Source organism: Aeromonas simiae (assembly GCF_014892695.1).
GTDB lineage: Bacteria > Pseudomonadota > Gammaproteobacteria > Enterobacterales > Aeromonadaceae > Aeromonas > Aeromonas simiae.
This window is the reverse complement of the sequence record NZ_CP040449.1, coordinates 3,479,959-3,498,783: the sequence shown is the minus strand read 5'-3', so window position 1 is coordinate 3,498,783 and position 18,825 is coordinate 3,479,959. Positions and strand designations below refer to the sequence as shown.

16 protein-coding genes are annotated in these 18,825 nt (G+C 66.5%); 8 read left to right on the top strand and 8 right to left on the bottom strand.

From position 1 onward, the window contains the following. Positions 1-31: 31 nt before the first annotated feature. From hslV to FE240_RS16620, 4 genes are all read right to left on the bottom strand, one after another. A complete protein-coding gene (gene hslV, locus FE240_RS16635) occupies positions 32-565 on the bottom strand; it encodes an ATP-dependent protease subunit HslV (protein ID WP_042048054.1) in 534 nt (177 codons plus the stop codon). A gap of 131 nt (positions 566-696) precedes the next feature. Continuing rightward, a complete protein-coding gene (locus FE240_RS16630) occupies positions 697-1,536 on the bottom strand; it encodes an SPOR domain-containing protein (RefSeq protein ID WP_193002544.1) in 840 nt (279 codons plus the stop codon). 3 nt (positions 1,537-1,539) lie between these two features. After that, complete coding sequence (gene argS, locus FE240_RS16625; protein ID WP_193002542.1) at positions 1,540-3,285, bottom strand: arginine--tRNA ligase; 1,746 nt, start codon at positions 3,283-3,285, stop codon at positions 1,540-1,542. Positions 3,286-3,537: 252 nt separating this feature from the next. Continuing rightward, positions 3,538-4,608, bottom strand: a complete 1,071-nt coding sequence (locus tag FE240_RS16620; protein WP_193002540.1) for a heparan-alpha-glucosaminide N-acetyltransferase domain-containing protein — start codon at positions 4,606-4,608, stop codon at positions 3,538-3,540. On the opposite strand from FE240_RS16620, the gene FE240_RS16615 reads away from it, so the two are divergent. Next, positions 4,602-4,769: a hypothetical protein gene (locus FE240_RS16615; RefSeq protein ID WP_193002538.1), complete on the top strand. Its 168-nt coding sequence runs from the start codon at positions 4,602-4,604 to the stop codon at positions 4,767-4,769. The genes FE240_RS16620 and FE240_RS16615 overlap by 7 nt on opposite strands. Positions 4,770-4,835: 66 nt before the next feature. On the opposite strand, the gene FE240_RS16610 is transcribed toward FE240_RS16615, so the two are convergent. From FE240_RS16610 to FE240_RS16595, 4 genes are all read right to left on the bottom strand, one after another. After that, positions 4,836-6,827: an exoribonuclease II gene (locus FE240_RS16610; RefSeq protein ID WP_193002536.1), complete on the bottom strand. Its 1,992-nt coding sequence runs from the start codon at positions 6,825-6,827 to the stop codon at positions 4,836-4,838. 214 nt (positions 6,828-7,041) lie between these two features. Continuing rightward, positions 7,042-7,548, bottom strand: coding sequence for a DinB family protein (locus FE240_RS16605; RefSeq protein WP_193002534.1), 507 nt, complete (start codon positions 7,546-7,548; stop codon positions 7,042-7,044). Between the two features lie 67 nt (positions 7,549-7,615). Next, entirely contained in the window at positions 7,616-8,467 is an 852-nt protein-coding gene (fghA, locus tag FE240_RS16600) for an S-formylglutathione hydrolase (RefSeq protein ID WP_193002532.1), read from the bottom strand. Positions 8,468-8,513: 46 nt separating this feature from the next. Continuing rightward, positions 8,514-9,641 carry an S-(hydroxymethyl)glutathione dehydrogenase/class III alcohol dehydrogenase gene (locus FE240_RS16595; protein ID WP_193002530.1) on the bottom strand — a complete coding sequence of 376 codons (1,128 nt, stop codon included), beginning with the start codon at positions 9,639-9,641 and terminating at the stop codon, positions 8,514-8,516. A 110-nt stretch (positions 9,642-9,751) separates the two neighbouring features. Between FE240_RS16595 and FE240_RS16590 the strand changes: the two genes are divergently transcribed. The 7 genes from FE240_RS16590 to uvrD all read left to right on the top strand — a co-directional run bounded on the left by FE240_RS16590 (position 9,752) and on the right by uvrD (position 18,532). After that, on the top strand, positions 9,752-10,660 hold the full coding sequence (locus tag FE240_RS16590) for a LysR substrate-binding domain-containing protein (protein ID WP_193002528.1): 909 nt from the start codon (positions 9,752-9,754) through the stop codon (positions 10,658-10,660). 106 nt (positions 10,661-10,766) lie between these two features. Then, positions 10,767-11,396, top strand: a complete 630-nt coding sequence (locus tag FE240_RS16585) for a TetR/AcrR family transcriptional regulator (protein WP_193002526.1) — start codon at positions 10,767-10,769, stop codon at positions 11,394-11,396. After that, the gene (hlyD, locus tag FE240_RS16580; RefSeq protein WP_193002524.1) at positions 11,393-12,361 is read left to right on the top strand and encodes a secretion protein HlyD; all 969 of its coding nucleotides are present in this window, start codon (positions 11,393-11,395) and stop codon (positions 12,359-12,361) included. The genes FE240_RS16585 and hlyD overlap by 4 nt, the downstream gene beginning before the upstream one ends. After that, positions 12,358-14,091 carry an ATP-binding cassette domain-containing protein gene (locus tag FE240_RS16575; protein ID WP_193002522.1) on the top strand — a complete coding sequence of 578 codons (1,734 nt, stop codon included), beginning with the start codon at positions 12,358-12,360 and terminating at the stop codon, positions 14,089-14,091. Before hlyD ends, FE240_RS16575 begins: the two co-directional genes overlap by 4 nt. After that, complete coding sequence (locus FE240_RS16570; protein ID WP_193002519.1) at positions 14,088-15,194, top strand: ABC transporter permease; 1,107 nt, start codon at positions 14,088-14,090, stop codon at positions 15,192-15,194. Before FE240_RS16575 ends, FE240_RS16570 begins: the two co-directional genes overlap by 4 nt. Before the next feature lie 2 nt (positions 15,195-15,196). Further along, positions 15,197-16,285, top strand: a complete 1,089-nt coding sequence (locus FE240_RS16565) for an ABC transporter permease (RefSeq protein WP_042048070.1) — start codon at positions 15,197-15,199, stop codon at positions 16,283-16,285. A 75-nt stretch (positions 16,286-16,360) separates the two neighbouring features. Beyond that, the gene (gene uvrD, locus FE240_RS16560) at positions 16,361-18,532 is read left to right on the top strand and encodes a DNA helicase II (protein ID WP_193002517.1); all 2,172 of its coding nucleotides are present in this window, start codon (positions 16,361-16,363) and stop codon (positions 18,530-18,532) included. The last annotated feature ends 293 nt before the right edge of the window (positions 18,533-18,825 follow it).

Sequence of the window (18,825 nt, the reverse complement as noted above, 5' to 3'; positions counted from 1 at the left end):
GGCGTGGCCGCCCCGCAGAAGAGGGGAGCGCTTATTTCGGCTCGTAGTCCAGCACTTCGATGGTGTGGTGCTGGTTGGTGAAGACGCAGATGTCGCCGGCGATCTTGAGCGCCTTCTCGACGATGCTCTTGGCATCGAGCTCGGTGTTCTCGAGCAGGGCGATGGCGGCGGACTGGGCAAAGTTGCCTCCCGAGCCAATGGCGATCAGGTCGTGCTCCGGCTGCACCACGTCACCGTTACCGGTGATGATGAAGGACTTATGTTCGTCGGCGACCGCCAGCAGCGCCTCGAGGCGGCGCAGGGCGCGGTCGGTGCGCCACTCCTTGGCCAGCGCCACGGCGGCGCGCTCCAGGTTGCCCTGATGGGCTTGCAGCTTGGCTTCGAAACGCTCGAGCAGGGTGAAGGCGTCGGCGGTGCCGCCAGCAAACCCGGCCAACACCTTGCCGTTGTAGAGGCGGTGAACCTTGCGGGCATTGCCCTTCATGACGGTGTTGCCAAGGGAAACTTGGCCATCGCCACCGATGACGACCTGACCGTTGCGGCGAACTGAAACTATGGTGGTCACTTGTTGTACCTCGCTTGGGGCCATAACCCCGGAGCTGCGGGGTCGACTGTGCATGGAGACAGAAGTGGGGACGGGTGGCAGCCTTTTCAAGGCAAAAAAAAACGCCGGCAGCGCCGGCGTTGGTCACGGGATTACTGTTTGCGCGGGATGCAGCCGCTGATGCCGGAGGCCTGCAACTGCTTGTTGGCCGCGTCGGCGGCCGCCTTGCCGTTGAACGGGCCGACCACCACCTTGTAGACGGTGCCATTGGCGCCGTTGACGATCTGCAAGCTCGACGAGAGGCCGGCGGTGAAGGCGATGCGCGCCTTGAGCGACTCGGCAGAGTCCTGCGAGCGCAGCGCCGCACACTGCATGATGTAGCGTCCGCTGTCGGCGCTGGACGCGGCAGCCTTGGCTTTTTCGGCCTTCTCGCGCTCCAGCTCGGCCCGCATCTCGCGCTCGAGACGCTCACGCTCGGCCTTGCGATCGATCACCTGCACCTGCGCCTCGCTCACCGGTGCGGCGGTGCCCAGCTTGACCGTGGGCTTGGCCGGCTCGACCGGACGCACCGTCTGGCCGGGCTGGGTCAGCGGGGTACCCGGTTGCGGCACCTGGGTCTCGACCGGCTTGGGCAGCCGCTCGGGTTGCAGGGTCACGGTCTCGGCCGGCTGGGGCGGCAGTACGCCCGGCTGGGGTGGCGGCTCGATGATGTCGACCTGCTTGTTCTCCAGCCGCTCCATGTAGCTCCACTTCTCCTGCGGCAGCCCCGGCTTTTCGGGCTTGGGCTTGTTGGCGCGCACCTGCTCCTCGATGGAGGGGCTGGAGCTGCCTTTGCCGCTGATCATGTAGAGGAAGCCACCGAAGCCGGCCAGCAGCACGGCGGCTGCCAGAACCGGGATCAGCGGGAAGCCGCGCTTGGGGGCCGCCCGCTTGCTGTTACGCCCACCGGCCCGCCTGCGCGGGCCGCTGCCGACATAATCCCGTGTCGCCATAGGTTACATGCGCTCCAGGGTGTGGATACCCAGCACATCGAGACCCAGCTTGAGCACCTTGGCGGTGGCGGCGCACAGCAGCAGACGGCTCTGGCGGCTGGCTTCGTCGACGCCGTCCTTGTTGATCGGGCAGGCTTCGTAGAAGGTCATGAAGTTGCCGGACAGCTCGTACAGGTAGGTACACAGCAGGTGCGGCATCCCCTTGTCGGCCACGCCGTTGACCGCATCGCTGAACTGGAGCAGCTTCTGCGCCAGCACCTCTTCGGCCTCTTCGGTCAGGACGATGTGGCCACTGAGGGTGGCGGCATCGACCTCGGCCTTGCGGAAGATGGACTGGATCCGGGTGTAGGCGTATTGCAGGTAGGGGGCGGTGTTGCCCTCAAACGACAGCATCAGATCCCAGTCGAACACATAGTCGGTGGTGCGGTTCTTGGAGAGATCCGCATACTTCACCGCCCCCATGGCGATGGCGTTGATCACCTTGGCACGCTCTTCGCCCTGGATGTCGCTGTTGCGGCTGTCGAGCAGGGCGCCGGCGCGCTCCTCGGCTTCGTTCAGCAGATCCTTGAGCTTGACGGTGCCGCCGGAGCGGGTCTTGTAGGGACGGCCATCCTTGCCCAGCATCATGCCGAAGGCGTGGTGCTCAAGGGGCACGGACTCGGGGACATAGCCGGCGTTGCGCACTATGGTCCAGGCCTGCATCAGGTGCTGGTGCTGGCGGGAGTCGATGAAGTACATGACGCGCTCGGCCTTGAGGGTCTCGTAGCGGTACTTGGCACAGGCGATGTCGGTGGTGGTATAGAGGAAGCCGCCGTCGCGCTTTTGGATGATGACGCCCATGGGCTCGCCATCCTTGTTCTTGAACTCGTCGAGATAGACCACCAGGGCGCCGTCGTCCTCGACCGCCAGTCCGCGTGCCTTCAGATCGTCGGCAATGGCGGGCAGCATGTCGTTGTACATGGACTCGCCCATGATGTCCTTGTTGGTCAGGGAGACATTGAGGCGGTCGTAGTTGCGCTGGTTCTGCTCCATGGTCATGTCGACCAGCTTCTTCCACATGGTGCGGCAGTACTCATCGCCCCCTTGCAGCTTGACCACATAACCACGGGCCCGCTCGGCGAACTCGGCGTCCTCGTCGTAGCAGCGCTTGGCCTGGGTGTAGAAGGCTTCCAGATCCTGCAACTCCATGTCGGAGGCGCTCTCGTTCTCCATCTTCTCCAGATAGGCGATCAGCATGCCGAACTGGGTGCCCCAGTCGCCGATGTGGTTGGCGCGGATCACCTTGTGGCCGAGGAACTCGAGGGCGCGGGTTGCCACGTCACCGAGCACAGTCGAGCGGATGTGGTGCACCGCCATCTCCTTGGCCACGTTCGGCGCGGAGTAGTCGACCACCACGGTCTGCGGCGCCGGCATCTTCACACTGGCAGTGGCGGAGGCGTTGATGGCATCCACTTGGGCAGCCAGCCAGGCCTTGTCGAAGAAGAAGTTGATGAAGCCGGGGCCGGCGATCTCGACCTTGGCAACCTGGCTGGAGGCGGGCAGGTGCTCGATGATGGCGGCAGCCAGCTCACGGGGATTCTTGCCGGCCGGCTTGGCCAGCAGCATCGCCAAGTTGGTGGCCAGATCGCCGTGAGCCTTCTCCTTGCATCGATCGACTTGAATGCGGGCTTCCAGGTCGGCCGGCAGCAGACCGGCGGATTTGAGGTTGGCAACCGTCTGTTCAAGTAGATGATGAATATGCTCTTTCATAACTGACCACCAATGCTATGCGTCGAAAATGACTTGATTTAAGGGCGTGAATTTTACCCGCATCGGGCCGAGAAAACCACCACGGGGGCGGCGGGGGAGTGGCGCGAACGGGGGCTGTCACGAATGGCGACCGTTTTGCGTAGCAGCTTGTGTCAATAAAAGCGGTCGTTATCCATTTCTACTGCATAACTACGGCTTTTAACAGGATGATTGTCCCAGTTACTGATAATTAAGGCAGCATATTGCGCTGCATCAATCCTCGCGCCTGTGCGGGAGGGGAGACGCGGTGCGGCGATCGCACAGGCGACGCATCAGCCACTCAAGCGGGCCGCGACCGAAGCGACGTTCCCATTGTCTGGCAAACAGGGCGGCTGCCAGCAGATAGAGGAGGGCGGCCAGCAGCCCCTGCCACGGCGCTTTTCCCTGTAACCCGCCGAGCGCCTCCAGCGCGCCCATGCCGAGCAGGATGTGGGCCATGTAGAGGGTGAGGCTCTGTCGCCCCATCGGCAGCAGTAGGGCCAGAGCTGGCGGGCGCCAGGCGCTTCCCATCAGCAGCAGGCACAAGCCGATGAGGGCGCAGGCGGCGCCACCGGCGAACAGCAGGTAGAGCGGTAAGGGCGGCAGGGGGGCCAGCGCAAACAAGGAGGCCCAGGCTGGAAACAGGGCAGAGAGCGTCTGCGAGCTTCCCTTGGCCAGCAGGGCGGCCAGCGAGCCCCCCAACACCATGCGCCACTGAGTGCGGCGCTCGCCGAGGGGCTGGCGGCTCAGCCACAGGCCGGCCAGCAGGAAGGCGAACCAAGGCACCACGGGGTACCAGCCGTTGAACAGCAGGTTGCGTGCAAAGCCCACCGGTTGCCAGAACTCGGGGTAGCTGAGATCCGCCCAGCGCCAGCCGGCCTGATAGTCGAACAGGAAGATCAGGGTGACGAAGAGGTCGGCCAGCCCCATCGCCAGCATCACCAGCAAGGAGGAAGGCAGGCGCAGGCAGAGGGCGGCGAGCAGGAAGTAGACCCCGTAGTAGTGGAGTATGTCGGCCGGAAACAGCAGCACGTTGAGCAGCCCAAGCCCCAGCAGGAACAGGCCACGCCGCGCCGTGTGGGCCGCCGCCTCACCCCAGATCATGCGGCGGGTGCCGAGCCCGAGGCCAATCCCGGCCAGCATCACGAAGGTGGCGGCCGAGCGCCCTTCCAGCGCACTGAACAGGGCGGCGAGCCAGCCGGGCTGGCCCTGGGGCGCCCCCATGGCGAGGTGGACGTTGACCAGCACCATGGCGCACAGGGCCAGCGCCCGCGCCAGATCCAGACCCTCGAGCCGCGTTGTCATCGGATTTCCCCCAGCAGATGAGTGAGCAGGGCGTCGAGATCGCCACCCCCATGCCGAGCGTGTCGCGCAGCGCCTGCCCCTCGATGGCGTCGATCAGCCAGCGGGCCAGTTGCCGTGGCTCGGCGCCCACGGGCACGCCCCCTCTGCTCGCCCGCGAGTGATGGCGCCGGCTCTTTGCCTAAGGGGTAGCAACACAGAGCCCGGCGTTGGCCGGGCTCTGTGGGGCATTACTCGGCAGCCGGGGTGTCGGCGGCCGGCGCTTCGGGCAGCGGGCCGGGGACGATGGCCACGGCGGGCTTGGCGACGATGGAGCGGGTCTCCTCCACCACCTCGGCCAGCTTCACGGCGAGGGTCTGGCCCAGCTCCATGATCGGCTCCTTGTCGAGGAAGACGCGGCCGCTGTCCCAGTTGCACTCCAGGCGATCCTTGTTGTCGAGGATCAGCTTGGCGGGCACGAAGGCGACGGCGCCGTTCTCGCGCAGGCGCACCTTGAGGCCAGCTCGCATCACGTCGATGATCTCGCCCTCAAACACCTTGTCGGTTGCCACCACAGGAGCCAGGAAGCGGGCATAGAGCCAGTCGGCGATGTCGCGCTCCACCATGCGGTGCAGGCGGCGGCAGTCGGTCAGGTGCTGGGTCAGTTCCTCGCTCGGACGCGGCCCCGGCTGCTGGCCGGTGATCACGGCCTTGAGCAGGCGGTGGTTGACCATGTCGCCGTACTTGCGGATCGGCGAGGTCCAGGTGGCGTAGGCATCCAGCCCCAGGCCGAAGTGGGCCCCCGGCTCGGACGACATCAGGGCATAGCTCTGGAAGCGGCGGATCTTGCCATCCAGCCAGCGGGTGTCGAGGTCGTCGATCCAGCGGCGCAGGGCGCAGAAGCCCCCAAGGGTGGCGATCTCTTCTTTCTCGAACGGGGCCTCGGCCCCCTTGAGCAGCTCGATGGCGCCGTCGAGGGAGTCCTCATCGAAGCCGGTGTGGACGTTGAAGATGCCGTAGCCGACGCTCTTGCCCAGCACGCGACCGGCGCAGATGTTGGCGGCGATCATCGACTCTTCCACCATGCGGTTGGCGATGCGGCGCGGCGACATGTGGATGGCCAGCACCTCGCCGTTCTCGCCCAGCTCGAAGTCGTAGTCGGGTCGGTCCGGGAACACCAGGGCGTGCTCGGTGCGCCAGTTGATGCGCGCCTCGGTCATGGCCTTCATCAGCGGCAGTTGGGCCAGCACGGCGGCGTCCACGTCGAGCGGCTTGTCGTGCTCGAACAGATCGGAGACGTCGTCATAGTTGAGGCGGGCGTGGGAGCGGATGCGGGCGGCGAAGAACTCGGTCTGTTCGTCCAGCAGGCCATCTTTGTGGATGGTGAGGCGGGCACACAGGGTGTCGCGCACTTCGCCTTCCTTCAGGGAGCACAGCTCGTCGGAGAGGGTGCGCGGGATCATCGGCACGTTGCGCCCCGGCATGTAGACGGTGAAGGCGCGCTGGGCGGCCTCCTTGTCCAGCTCGCTCCCCTCCGGCACATAGGCGGTCGGGTCGGCGATGGCCACCAGCAGCTCCCAGCCCTGCTCGGTTTCGCGGATGGCGAGGGCGTCGTCCATGTCCTTGGTCTTGGGGCCGTCGATGGTGAAGAAGGCGACGTCGGTGAGATCCTGGCGCGGCAGATCGGTTTCCAGATCCTGCCACTCGGGCAGATCGGCCGGCTCGATCTGGGCCAGGTTGTGGCGCGCCAGCACCACCCACCAGGGCACGTTGTGATCGTCCTTATCGGCGATCTTCTCGATGATCTCGGCGAAGAAGCCGTTGTCATTGAGGGCATGACGCTTGAGGGTGGCGACCACCCAGTCCCCTTCCTGGAACGCTTTCTCATCCAGCCCCTTCTTCGGACGAGCCTTGATGGCGTCCTTGATGAGCGGGTGATCCGGCACCACGTTGAGGCGATCGCGGAACATCTTCACGCGCGCCACAAAACGGGTCAGCCCCGGTTCCAGCAGTTCATCCGGCTCGGCGACCTCCTTCTCCTTTTCGGTGCGGATCAGGGCGACCACGCGGTCACCGTGCAGCACTTTCTTCATGTAGGGGGGCGGCACGAAGTAGCTGGTCTTCTCATCGACTTCGAGGAATCCGAAGCCCCGGTCGGAGGCGCGGATCACGCCCTCTTTCTTGGGGATATTCTCGCGGATTTGTTGCTTGAGCTGGGCCAGCAGCGGATTGTCTTGGAACATAATGGGGGACCTGAGTGATAAACGCCCAGCACTATACGGCCTTGGCCTCCCGATGCCAAGAAACGCGCCATGGAGACGGGGCGCGGTTGCCGCCAAAGGCGGCTTGGCACTCCTCTCTTGGCGCGCCCTGCGTCCAACCTTGACCTCTGGCGGGACAGCGCGGCCATGGCGCCGGCTGCGCCCACGCCGCGTCACGGGATCGGCATGGCCCGCTTTAGCGCAGGGGTAGCCCCAGTCCCCGATCGGCATTGAGCCGCATCAGCAGCCACTGCATCCCGGCGAGGTGCTGATGGTCATGGCTGACCAGCAGGCGCACCAGCCCATCTAGGGTGATCTCCCCATAGTTGCCGTAACGGGCCCGTCGCGCCCAGGCCGAGGCGGGCAGCGCCTGAAGCCGCTCGACCGTCTCGCTGCGGGCGGCGCGAAAGCGGGCCAACTGCACGGCGGGGTTTTGCTGGGGGTAGTGATTGTCGTGGGCCAACTGATAGCCATCGAGGGACGCCAGCTCGGGCAGCGTCTCCGTCAGGGTGCGCATAACGCGCACCTGATAGCCTTGGGTTTCGATATCCAGCAGGTGGCAGAGGTGGCCCAGCGCCGAGAAGCGCTCGGAGGGGATGCCGGCCCAGTTGTCCGGCTCCCAGTTCAGGTGATCGTCAGGTACCTGGGCCAGTAGCTGCTCGAATCGGTCAGGCATGGCCAGCAGGGTGGTGAAGAGGGGCATGTTGGTCTCCTGTTCCTTGAGTCATCAGGGCCGCCTCTCCTGGCGGCCCAAGGGGGATGGTGCGGCGTCACGCCTGGGGTGAGGCCCCCAGATGGCGGGCGTGAAAGCGCAGGTGCGCCTCGATGAAGCTCGCCACGAAGTAGTAGCTGTGGTCGTACCCGGCATGGCGCTCTATTTGTACCGGCCAGCCGGCGGCGCGGGCGGCCTCGGCCAGGGTGTCGATGCCGAGCTGCTCGGCAAGGAAAGGATCATCGAGTCCCACCTCGACCCGGCACGGCAGGGTGGGGGCGCCGCGCTCGCGCAGCAGTTGCACCGAATCCCACTCGCGCCAGCGATCTTGCTCCGTCCCTAGGTAGGCGGTGAAGGCCTTCTGCCCCCAAGGGCAGTCCATGGGGTGGCTGATGGGGCTAAACGCCGACACCGAGCGGTAGCGCCCCGGCTCGCGCAAGGCGGCGATGAGCGCCCCGTGGCCGCCCATGGAGTGGCCGCTGATGGCGCGCTGGCCGCTCACTGGCAGGGTGGCCTCGAGCAGGGTCGGCAGCTCGCGGGTGACGTAGTCGTACATGCGGTAGTGGGCCGCCCAGGGGGTCTGGGTGGCGTTGAGGTAGAAACCTGCCCCCATGCCGAGGTCGTAGGCCGGATCGTCGGCCACCCCTTCACCGCGCGGGCTGGTGTCCGGGGCGATGAGGGCGATGCCGAGTTCGGCGGCGACGCGCTGGGCGCCGGCCTTCTGCATGAAGTTTTCATCGGTGCAGGTGAGGCCAGAGAGCCAGTAAAGCGCCGGCACCGGGCCTTGCTCGGCCTGGGGCGGCAGGAAGACGGCGAGGCGCATGGGGCAGCCCAGGGTCTCGCTGTGGTGGCGGTACTGGCGATGCCAGCCGCCGAAGCTCTTGTTGCTGCTGACCATTTCCAGGGTCATGGAGTCCTCCAACAACAGGCGCCCCGTGCGGGGCGCCGTGGTCACATCAGTAGTGGATGACGGAGCGGATGCTCTTGCCTTGGTGCATCAGCTCGAACGCCTCGTTGATCTGCTCAAGGGGCATGGTGTGGGTGATGAAGTCGTCCAGCTTGAACTCCCCTTGCATGTAGCGCTGCACATAGCTCGGCAGCTCGCTGCGACCGCGTACCCCGCCAAAGGCGCTGCCGCGCCACACCCGGCCGGTGACCAGTTGGAACGGGCGGGTGCTGATCTCTTGGCCGGCGCCGGCCACGCCGATGATGACCGACTCGCCCCAGCCCTTGTGGCAGCACTCGAGCGCCGCACGCATCACCTTGACGTTGCCGATGCACTCGAACGAGAAGTCGACGCCGCCGTCGGTCATCTCGACGATCACCTCCTGGATGGGCTTGTCGTAATCGTTCGGGTTGATGCAGTCGGTGGCGCCGAGCTTGCGGGCCAGCTCGAACTTGCTCTCATTGATGTCGATGGCGATGATGCGGCCGGCCTTGGAGAGGCGCGCGCCTATGATGGCGGAGAGGCCGATGCCGCCGAGACCGAACACGGCGACGCTCTCACCCTCTTTGACCTTGGCGGTGTTCATCACGGCGCCGATGCCGGTGGTGACGCCGCAGCCGAGCAGGCACACCTCTTCGAGCGGAGCGGTCGGGTCGACCTTGGCCACGGCGATCTCGGGCAGTACCGTGTATTCACTGAAGGTCGAGGTGCCCATGTAGTGGTAGATGGGCTGGCCGTCTTTGGAGAAGCGGGTGGTGCCGTCCGGCATCAGCCCCTTGCCTTGGGTGGCGCGGATCTTCTGGCACAGGTTGGTCTTGCCAGATTTGCAGAACTTGCACTCGCGGCACTCCGGGGTGTAGAGGGGGATCACGTGATCGCCCACCTTGACGCTGGTGACGCCCTCACCGACGGATTCGACGATGCCGCCCCCCTCGTGGCCGAGGATGCAGGGGAAGACCCCTTCCGGATCGTCACCGGAGAGGGTGAAGGCGTCGGTGTGGCAGACGCCGGTCGCCACCAGCTTGATGCGCACCTCGCCCGCTTGGGGCGGCATGACCTCGATCTCTTCGATGGAGAGGGGCTGACCCGGCCCCCATGCGATGGCCGCCTTGCACTTGATGCTCTGAACCTGTGCCATGAACTCGTCCTCCTGTGGGTTTGCGTTTGGCGCTCGGGCTAGAGTGTAGTTTCCCTCGTTTTTGGTGATAATCACCGTAAATATCAAATCACTTTTACATGTGAGCAATAATGCTGGGTTGGGAAGGGATCTGCGAATTCGTCAGCGTGGCCGAGCAGGGGGGCTTTACCCCGGCGGCGCGTAAACTGGGGTGCTCGGTGGCGCAGGTGAGCCGTCAGGTGGCGGGGCTGGAGGACAGGCTGCAAGCCAAGTTGCTGCTGCGCACCACCCGCCAGGTGCGCCTGACCGAGCTCGGCGAGATCTACTACCGCCACTGCCGCCAGTTGCTCGATCAGCTGCACGAGGCCGAGCTGGCCCTCGGCCGCCACCAGTCGGTGCCCCAAGGGAGCCTGCGCCTCACCGCGCCGGTCGCCTACGGCGAGAGCCGGGTCGCGCCACTGGTCAACGACTTCATGACCCACTACCCCCAGCTCGAGGTGACCCTGACCCTGACCAACCAACTGCTCGATCTGGTGCAGGAGGGGTATGATCTGGCCATCCGCCTCGGCCACCTCAAGGACTCCAGCCTGATGGCGCGCCGCCTCGGCTCGCGCTTGCCGTTCGTCTGCGCTGCGCCGGACTACGTGGCCCGCTGCGGCGCGCCGGCCACCCCAGACGCTCTGACCCATCACACCTGTCTGGTGGGCAACAGCGACGAGTGGCACTTCACCCGAGGTGGCGCCCCCGCTACGGTGCGGGTGCGCGGCCGGTTGCGCTGCCCAAGCGGCCACGCCCTGGTCGACGGCGCCCTCAAGGGGATCGGCATAGTGCAATTGCCCGACTACTACGTGGCCGGCCATCTGGCCTCGGGTCGGCTGGTGGAGCTGCTGCCCGAGTGGCGCGCACCGGAGGAGGGGATCTGGGCCCTCTATCCCCACAACCGCCACCTCTCCCCCAAGGTGCGCCTGCTGGTGGACTACCTGGCCGAGCGCCTCTGCCACACCGACTGGCCCGACTTACAGCCCCCCATTCCGCTCTGATCCGGCCGCCGGGAGGAGAGTGAAAAAAGATCGAGTGGATCGCGTCTTGGTATTTTTATACGAGCGTATAATCAGGCCGTGAACCACTTTACAGGGAGACGGCGGCATGCACCCGACCCGCCAGAAACTGCTCGATACCGGGCTCGCCCTCGCCACCGAGAAGGGGCTGCGCGGCCTCACGGTACGCGAGCTGGCGGCCGCCGCTGGGGTTAACCTCGGCACCTTCGTCTATCACTTCGGCAACCGCGATGCCTTCATCGGCGAGCTGGTCGAGCTCTGGTATGTCCCGCTGTTTGAGGATCTCAAGGCGGTGGCGGCGCGCGGCGCCTACCCCTCGGCCCTGGCGGCATTCGAGGCGACCATGCAGGCGCTGATCACCCTAGTGGGGCGCCAGCGCGGCTTTGTTACCCACCTGCTCGGCGATGCCATGGCCGGCGAGGCGGCTGCCCAGCGCTTTCTGTTGGCACTGCCAGAACGTCATCCCCTGCTGCTGCTCGATCTCATTCGTCGTGCCCAGGCCGAAGGGTCGCTGGTGGCCGGCCATCCGCTGCAACTGATGATCTTCATCATGGGGGCGGTCGGCCTGCCGCTGGTGATTGCTGGCGGTAGCCGCCAGCTTGACTGGCTGTCTGCGCAGTCGGCCCCTTTCTTGGCCCAACTCGATAACCCCGAGGCCGCCATGCAGCGGCTGGCATGGGCACTGCGCGGACTGGGTCCGCAAGGAGATCCCCTATGAAGCAACGCATCGCCATCGCCGCCGTGCTACTGGCTCTGGTCGGGGCTTACCTCTGGTGGCAGGGGCGGCCCGCCGACGGCTCTGTGCTCTATGGCAACGTCGATATCCGCGACGTGAATCTGGCGTTTCGGGTCGGCGGCCGGGTCAGCGAGGTGCTGGTGGACGAGGGGGATTCGGTCAAGGCGGGCCAACCGCTGGCCCGCCTCGATCCGGCGCCGCTCATCCATAGCCGCGACAGCGCCCGTGCCAACCTGGCCGCCCTCACTGCCGCCAATGCCTTGGCCCATCAGGGCTATCGCAGCGAGGAGACGGCGCGCGCCCGCGCCGCACTGGTCGCCGCCGAGGCAGCAGCGCTTGAGGCCGATAGGCAGTGGCGCCGTCAGAGCGCACTGGCCGCCAGCGGCGCCATCTCTCGCGGCCAACTCGACACCGCCCGCTCCCTGCGCGATCAGACTCAGGCCCAGGTGGTTTCGGCCCGCGAGCAGTTGAGCCAGCTCGAGACCGGTTTTCGCCCCGAGGAGATAGCCCAGTCCGACGCCCAGCTCGAGGGGGCCAAGGCGGCGCTGGCCAGCGCCGAGCTGGCGCTCGCCGATGCCATCCTCACCGCCCCGAGCGAGGGGGTCATCCTCACCCGCGCCATCGAGACGGGCAGCATGGTGCAGGCCGGTGCCAGCGCCTTCAATCTCTCCCTCACCGCGCCGGTCTGGGTACGCGCCTATGTCGAAGAGCCCTGGCTCGGCCACTTCCCGAGCGGCGCTAAGGTGCTGCTCAGCACCGATTCGCGCCCCACCACCCCCTATCAGGGGGTGGTGGGGTTTGTGTCCCCCACCGCCGAGTTCACCCCTAAGTCGGTCGAGACGCCGGATCTTCGCACCCACCTGGTCTACCGGCTGCGCATCGTGGTGCAAAACCCGGACTCGGCCCTGCGTCAGGGGATGCCGGTCACGGTCAGGCTGGCCCCATGAGCGGCGCCATCGTCATCGAGGGGCTGACCAAGCGCTTTGGCGAGCGTCTGGCCCTCGATGCCATCTCGGCGGCGATCCCGGCAGGCGGCATCACAGGGCTGGTGGGGCCGGACGGGGCGGGCAAGAGCACCTTGCTGCGCCTGCTGGCCGGCCTGCTGGTGCCGGAGGCCGGGTCGGTGCGGGTGCTCGGCCTCGATCCGGTGCAGGAAGGGGACGCCCTGCGGCTGCGCCTTGGTTACATGCCCCAGCAGTTCGGCCTCTATGAAGATCTCAGCGTGCTGGAGAACCTCACCCTCTATGCCGATCTGCGCGGCGTGGTGGGGGCGGAGCGCGAGCGCACCTTCGCCCGGCTGCTCGATTTCACCGATCTGGCCCGCTTCACCGCGCGCCCGGCCGGCAAGCTCTCCGGGGGGATGAAGCAAAAACTCGGGCTGGCCTGCGCCCTGCTCGGCCAGCCCGAGGTGCTGCTGCTCGACGAGCCAGGGGTCGGGGTCGACCCCATCAGCCGCCGCGCCCTGTGGCAGATGGTGCGCGAGCTGGCTCAGGGGGGGATGACGGTGCTTTGGAGCACCGCCTATCTGGACGAGGCCGAGCGGTGCGATCACGTGCTGCTGATGGCACAGGGGCAGCTACGCGCCAGCGGCACCCCAGCCCGGTTGATGGGGGCCATGGCGGGGCGCTGCTGGCTGCTCGAGTCGCCTGGGCTGGACGGGCGGGCGCGGCGCGCCTTGCTGCGGCGGGCCCTGGCTCATCCGCAGGTGATGGACGGCGCCGTGGCTGGCGAGCGGGTGCGCCTGCTGCTGCGCCCCGCTGCGTCGCCGCCTCCGCTGGCCGAGCTGGGGCTGGGCGAGGGGGCCTTCGTGGCGACGCAGGCTCGACTGGAGGATGCCTTCATCGATCTGCTTGGCGGCGGCCCCGGCGGCGACTCCCCCCTAGCGGCCCTGTTGCAGGAGGCCGCGCTGCCCGCAGGGGTGTCGCCCGAGGCGGTGATCGAGGCGCGTCATCTGACCAAGCGCTTTGGCGATTTCACCGCCACCCGAGCGGTGAGCTTTGCGGTGCGCCGCGGCGAGATCTTCGGCCTGCTCGGCCCCAACGGGGCCGGCAAGTCGACCACCTTCAAGATGGAGTGCGGCCTGCTGCGCCCGAGCGAAGGGCAGGCGCTGGTGAGCGGCATCGATCTGGCCCGTAGCCCCTCGGCGGCGCGCCAGCGCCTTGGTTACATGGCGCAGAAGTTCTCCCTCTACAAGCAGCTCAGCGTGGGGCAGAACCTGGCCTTCTTTGCCGGCGTTTACGGCCTTTACGGGCGGCGCCAGCAGGCGCGCATCGAGGCCATGACGGCGGCGTTCGCCCTCGGCCCCTGGCTCGGCCAACAGGCCGACTCCCTGCCGCTCGGACTGCGCCAACGCTTATCGCTCGCCTGCGCCCTGCTGCACGAGCCGCCGATCCTGTTTCTCGACGAGCCCACCTCGGGGGTCGATCCGGTGACCCGGCGCGAGTTTTGGGCCCATATCAACGCCTTGGCCGATCGCGGGGTGAGCGTGCTGGTCACCACCCACTTCATGGACGAGGCGGAGTATTGCGACCGCATCGCCCTCATCGACCGTGGTCGCTTGCTGGCGCTCGGCACCCCGGACGAGCTGAAGGGGATGGCGGCCGGCAGCGGCGCCATGCCCACCATGGAAGAGGCCTTCATCACTCTGGTCGAGCGGGCCAGCGAGGAGCAGCCATGAGCATCAACCGTCGCCGCCTGCTGGCCTTGTGCCGCAAGGAGTCGCTGCAAATCGTGCGCGATCCGAGCAGCATACTGGTCGCCTTCATCATGCCGGTGCTGCTGCTGGTGGTGATGGGGTACGCCATCAACCTCGACGTGGATCAGCTGCGCCTCGGCGTCTGGCGTGCCGACAGCGGCGCCCCGGCGGTGCGCCTCGAGCAGGCCCTGCGCGGCTCGACGGCGCTGGAGGTGCGTGGCGGCGCGAGTAAAGAAGCGCTGCTGGAGCGCTTGGCGCATGGCGAGATCCGGGGGCTGCTGGTGATTGACGCAGACTTTTCCCGCGCGCTGGGGCAGGGGAGCGCGGCGCCCATCGTGCTGCTCACCGACGGCGCCGAGCCCAACACGGCCAACTTCGTCAGCAACTATGTGCAGGGGATCTGGCAGGGCTGGCTGGCGCAAGAGGGGGTGGCCGCCGCGCCGGTGGCGGTGGTGACCCGCGCCTGGTTCAACCCGGCGCTGGTGAGCCGCAACTTTCTGGTGCCGGGCTCGATCGCGGTGGTGATGACCATCATAGGCGCCCTGCTCACCTCGCTGGTGGTGGCCCGCGAGTGGGAGCGCGGCACCATGGAGGCGCTGCTGGCCACCCCCATCACCAAGGCCGAGCTGCTGCTCTCGAAGATCCTGCCTTACTACGGGCTCGGCATCATCGCCATGTTCATCTGCCTGCTCTTCTCTGTGCTGGTGATGGGAGTGCCGTGGCGCGGCTCGCTGCTGGCCCTGTTCTTGCTCTCCAGCCTGTTTCTCGGCAGTGCGCTCGGCCTCGGATTGTTTCTCTCCACCCTGATGCGCAGCCAGTTCAACGCCGCCCAGGCGGCGCTGACGGCGGCCTTCCTGCCGGCCATGATGCTCTCGGGTTTCGTGTTCGAGATAGCCAGCATGCCGCCTTTGCTACGCGCCATCACCCACCTGATCCCGGCCCGTTACTTCGCCAGCGCCTTGCAGACCCTCTATCAGGCGGGCAATGTGTTGTCGATCCTGCTGGTCAACGGCCTGTTCCTGCTGCTGTTGGCCGCCTTCTGGCTCATCCTCACCGCCCGCACGCTGCGGCGTACCCTGGAGTGAACATGCTGACCCGACTCTGGTGGCTGGTACACAAAGAGCTGGCGATCCTGCTTGGTAATCGGCAGGGGCGCTTTTTACTCATCATGCCGGTGCTGTTGCAGGTGGCCCTGTTCCCGTTTGCCGCCACCTTGGAGGTGACCGGCAACACGCTGGCCATCGACAACCGGGACGGCGGGGCACAGAGCCGCGAGCTGGTGCAGCGGCTGACCCACATGCCCGCCTTCAGCCGCGTGCTACCGGTGGCGGGAGCGGCAGGAATGAAAGAGGCCATCACGACGCAGCAGGCGCTGCTCGGGATCACCATTCCGGCGGACTTCTCGCGCCGGCTGGCCCGTGGTGAACGGGCGCAATTGCAGCTCATCGTCGATGGGCGCCGCTCCAACGGCGGTCAGGTGGCGGCGGGCTACATCAATCAGGTGGTGGCGGCCTGGCAGGGAGAGGCCCACCCCCTGCCGGTGCTCAACGTGCGCCACCTCTACAACCCCAACCTCGAGTTTCGCTGGCACGTGCTCCCCTCCTTGGTGGCCATCATCACCACCATCGGCTGCCTCATCGTCACCGCCCTTTCGGTGGCGCGCGAACGGGAGGAGGGCACCTTCGACCAACTGCTGGTCTCGCCCCTCACCCCCGGCTGGATCATGGCCGGCAAGGCGGTGCCCGGCATTCTGGTGGCGGTGGGGCAGGGCTGTATCGTCGCGCTGGCGGCCCGCTTCGTCTATCAGGTGCCGTTTGCTGGCAGCCTGACCCTGCTGCTGGCCGGCATGGTCTGCTACGGTCTGGCGCTGGCCGGCATCGGGCTCTTTATCTCGTCGCTCTGCTCGACCCAGCAGCAGGCGTTTCTCGGGGTGTTCTGCTTCATGGTGCCGGCGGTGATCCTCTCGGGCTATGTCGCGCCGATCGAGAACATGCCGCTGCCGTTCCAGTGGCTGGCCCAGCTCGACCCGCTCAGCCACTTCATCGTGCTGCTCAAGGGGGTGTTCCTCAAGGGGCTTGGCTGGGGCGGTGCCTGGCCGCAACTGGGGCTGTTGCTTGCCATCGGCGCCGGGTCGCTGCTGCTGGCGCTGGTCACCTTTCGCCGCCACAGCGCCTGAGGGGCGCGCTCGGCGTTGGTCATCGGGCCGCCACTTCCGTATAATCGCCGCCTGTATAAATAAACAGGAGTGGTGATGGACGTTTCAAGCCTGCTCGATGGCCTTAACGACAAGCAACGGGATGCGGTGGCAGCACCGCGCGGCAACCTGCTGGTATTGGCGGGGGCCGGCTCGGGCAAGACCCGGGTACTGGTGCACCGGATCGCCTGGCTGATGCAGGTGGAACGCTGTTCACCTTTCTCCATCCTGGCCGTGACCTTCACCAACAAGGCGGCGGCCGAGATGCGCGGCCGGGTCGAGCGGGTGCTGGGGGGGGATCAGCGCGGCATGTGGATCGGCACCTTCCACGGCATAGCCCACCGCTTGCTGCGCGCCCACCACCTGGATGCCGGCCTGCCGCAGGATTTTCAGATCCTCGACTCGGACGACCAGTACCGCCTCATTCGCCGGGTGGTCAAGGCGCTCAACCTCGACGAGAAGCACTGGGCCCCGCGCGAGGTGATGGGCTACATCAATCGCAAGAAAGACGAGGGGCTGCGCCCCGGCGACATCGATCTCTACGGCGACCCGGTCACCCGCACCTACCAGAAGATCTACCAGACCTACCAGGAGACCTGCGATCGCGCCGGCTTGGTGGACTTTGCCGAGCTGCTGCTGCGCGCCCACGAGCTGTGGCTGAGCAAACCGCACATCCTCGAGCACTACCGCGACCGCTTCCAGAACATACTGGTGGACGAGTTCCAAGACACCAACGGCGTGCAGTACGCCTGGCTGCGGGTGCTGGCCGGCGATAGCGGCAAGGTGATGATAGTGGGCGACGATGACCAGTCCATCTATGGCTGGCGCGGCGCCAAAATCGAGAACATCCAGCGCTTTCTCACCGACTATCCGGGGGCCGAGACCATCCGCCTCGAGCAGAACTACCGCTCCACCGCCACCATCCTCAAGGCCGCCAACTGCGTCATCGCCAACAACGCCGAGCGCCTTGGCAAGGAGCTGTGGACCGAGGGGGCCGAGGGGGAGCCGATTTCGCTCTATGCCGCCTTCAACGAGGTGGACGAGGCGCGCTTCGTGGTGGGGCGCCTGAAAGAGTGGCGCGACAAGGGGGGCATGCTGGCCGACTGCGCGATCTTGTATCGCTCCAACGCCCAGTCACGGGTGCTGGAAGAGGCGCTGATGCAGGACGCCATGCCGTACCGTATCTACGGCGGCCTGCGCTTCTTCGAGCGCCAAGAGATCAAGGACGCGCTGGCTTACTTGCGCCTTATCAACAATCGCGGCGACGACGCCAGCTTCGAGCGGGTGGTCAACACCCCGACCCGTGGCATCGGCGATCGCACCCTCGACATCATCCGCGGCCATGCCCGCGATCGCGGCCTCAACCTGTGGCAGGCGGCGCGCGAGCTGCTCGAAGGCAAGGTGCTCTCGGGCCGTGCTGGCAACGCGGTGCGCGGTTTTGTCGATCTCATCGACGGCCTAGAAGAGCAGGTGGGCCTGCTGCCCCTGCACCAGCAGGCGGACATCGCCATCCAGAACTCGGGCCTCAAAGCCATGTACTTGGCTGAGAAAGGGGAAAAATCCCAAGCGCGGGTGGAGAACTTGGAGGAACTGGTGACCGCCTGCCGCCAGTTCACCCGCCCCGAAGAGGCGGACGAGATGAGCGATCTCTCGGCCTTCTTGGCCAATGCGGCGCTGGAGGCGGGCGAAGGCCAGGCCGACGAGCACGCCGACGCGGTGCAGCTGATGACCCTGCACAGCGCCAAGGGGCTCGAGTTCCCGCTGGTCTTCATGGTGGGGGTGGAAGAGGGCATGTTCCCGAGCCAGCAGACCACCGAAGAGGCCGGGCGCCTCGAAGAGGAGCGCCGCCTCTGTTACGTGGGCATGACCCGCGCCATGGAGAAGCTCTACCTCTGCTATGCCGAGAGCCGCCGCATCTATGGCCGCGAGATGTTCCACAAGCCGAGCCGCTTCATCCGCGAGATGCCCGCCGAGTGCCTGGAGGAGATCCGTCTGCGCACCCAGGTGAGCCGCCCGACCCAATATGGGCGCTTTAGCCAGAACGAGGTGCAGCAGAGCTTCGCCCAGAGCGGCTTCAACCTGGGCCAGCGGGTGTTGCACCCCAAGTTTGGCGAAGGCACAGTGCTCAACTTCGAAGGGGTCGGCCCCCAGAGCCGGGTGCAGATCCACTTCGACGACGCCGGCGCCAAGTGGCTGGTGGCGGCGTATGCCCGGCTTGAGGCGCTGTAAGGCGCAGCGCACCCGCCAGTGATGTGAAAAGGAGCCGATGGCTCCTTTTTCTTTGGTGTTCTGCGGCTGACTCGACGGTCCTTTGCAAAAGCACGGCTGGCGCCGTGCAGGACGCGAGGGCGTTGCCCTCGACAGGGTTTCGCCCGCCCTTCGGGCTGGGGCGAGTGACTTTTCTTTGCGTGGCCAAAGAAAAGTCACCAAAAGAAAGGCCACCCCCCGCTGATTCGCTCTCCTTCGTCGCGTTCCCTCACCTCAGCCACAGCACCGACGGTACGCGCCGACGGGCCCTCCAT

Bases quoted from the DNA above. Each gene is read 5' to 3' on its own strand.
- FE240_RS16630 (WP_193002544.1), bottom strand. From the start codon at position 1,536: ATGGCGACACGGGATTATGTCGGCAGCGGCCCGCGCAGGCGGGCCGGT.
- argS (WP_193002542.1), bottom strand. From the start codon at position 3,285: ATGAAAGAGCATATTCATCATCTACTTGAACAGACGGTTGCCAACCTC.
- FE240_RS16620 (WP_193002540.1), bottom strand. From the start codon at position 4,608: ATGACAACGCGGCTCGAGGGTCTGGATCTGGCGCGGGCGCTGGCCCTG.
- FE240_RS16610 (WP_193002536.1), bottom strand. From the start codon at position 6,827: ATGTTCCAAGACAATCCGCTGCTGGCCCAGCTCAAGCAACAAATCCGC.
- FE240_RS16605 (WP_193002534.1), bottom strand. From the start codon at position 7,548: ATGCCCCTCTTCACCACCCTGCTGGCCATGCCTGACCGATTCGAGCAG.
- fghA (WP_193002532.1), bottom strand. From the start codon at position 8,467: ATGACCCTGGAAATGGTCAGCAGCAACAAGAGCTTCGGCGGCTGGCAT.
- FE240_RS16595 (WP_193002530.1), bottom strand. From the start codon at position 9,641: ATGGCACAGGTTCAGAGCATCAAGTGCAAGGCGGCCATCGCATGGGGG.
- FE240_RS16590 (WP_193002528.1), top strand. From the start codon at position 9,752: ATGCTGGGTTGGGAAGGGATCTGCGAATTCGTCAGCGTGGCCGAGCAG.
- FE240_RS16585 (WP_193002526.1), top strand. From the start codon at position 10,767: ATGCACCCGACCCGCCAGAAACTGCTCGATACCGGGCTCGCCCTCGCC.
- hlyD (WP_193002524.1), top strand. From the start codon at position 11,393: ATGAAGCAACGCATCGCCATCGCCGCCGTGCTACTGGCTCTGGTCGGG.
- FE240_RS16575 (WP_193002522.1), top strand. From the start codon at position 12,358: ATGAGCGGCGCCATCGTCATCGAGGGGCTGACCAAGCGCTTTGGCGAG.
- FE240_RS16570 (WP_193002519.1), top strand. From the start codon at position 14,088: ATGAGCATCAACCGTCGCCGCCTGCTGGCCTTGTGCCGCAAGGAGTCG.
- FE240_RS16565 (WP_042048070.1), top strand. From the start codon at position 15,197: ATGCTGACCCGACTCTGGTGGCTGGTACACAAAGAGCTGGCGATCCTG.
- uvrD (WP_193002517.1), top strand. From the start codon at position 16,361: ATGGACGTTTCAAGCCTGCTCGATGGCCTTAACGACAAGCAACGGGAT.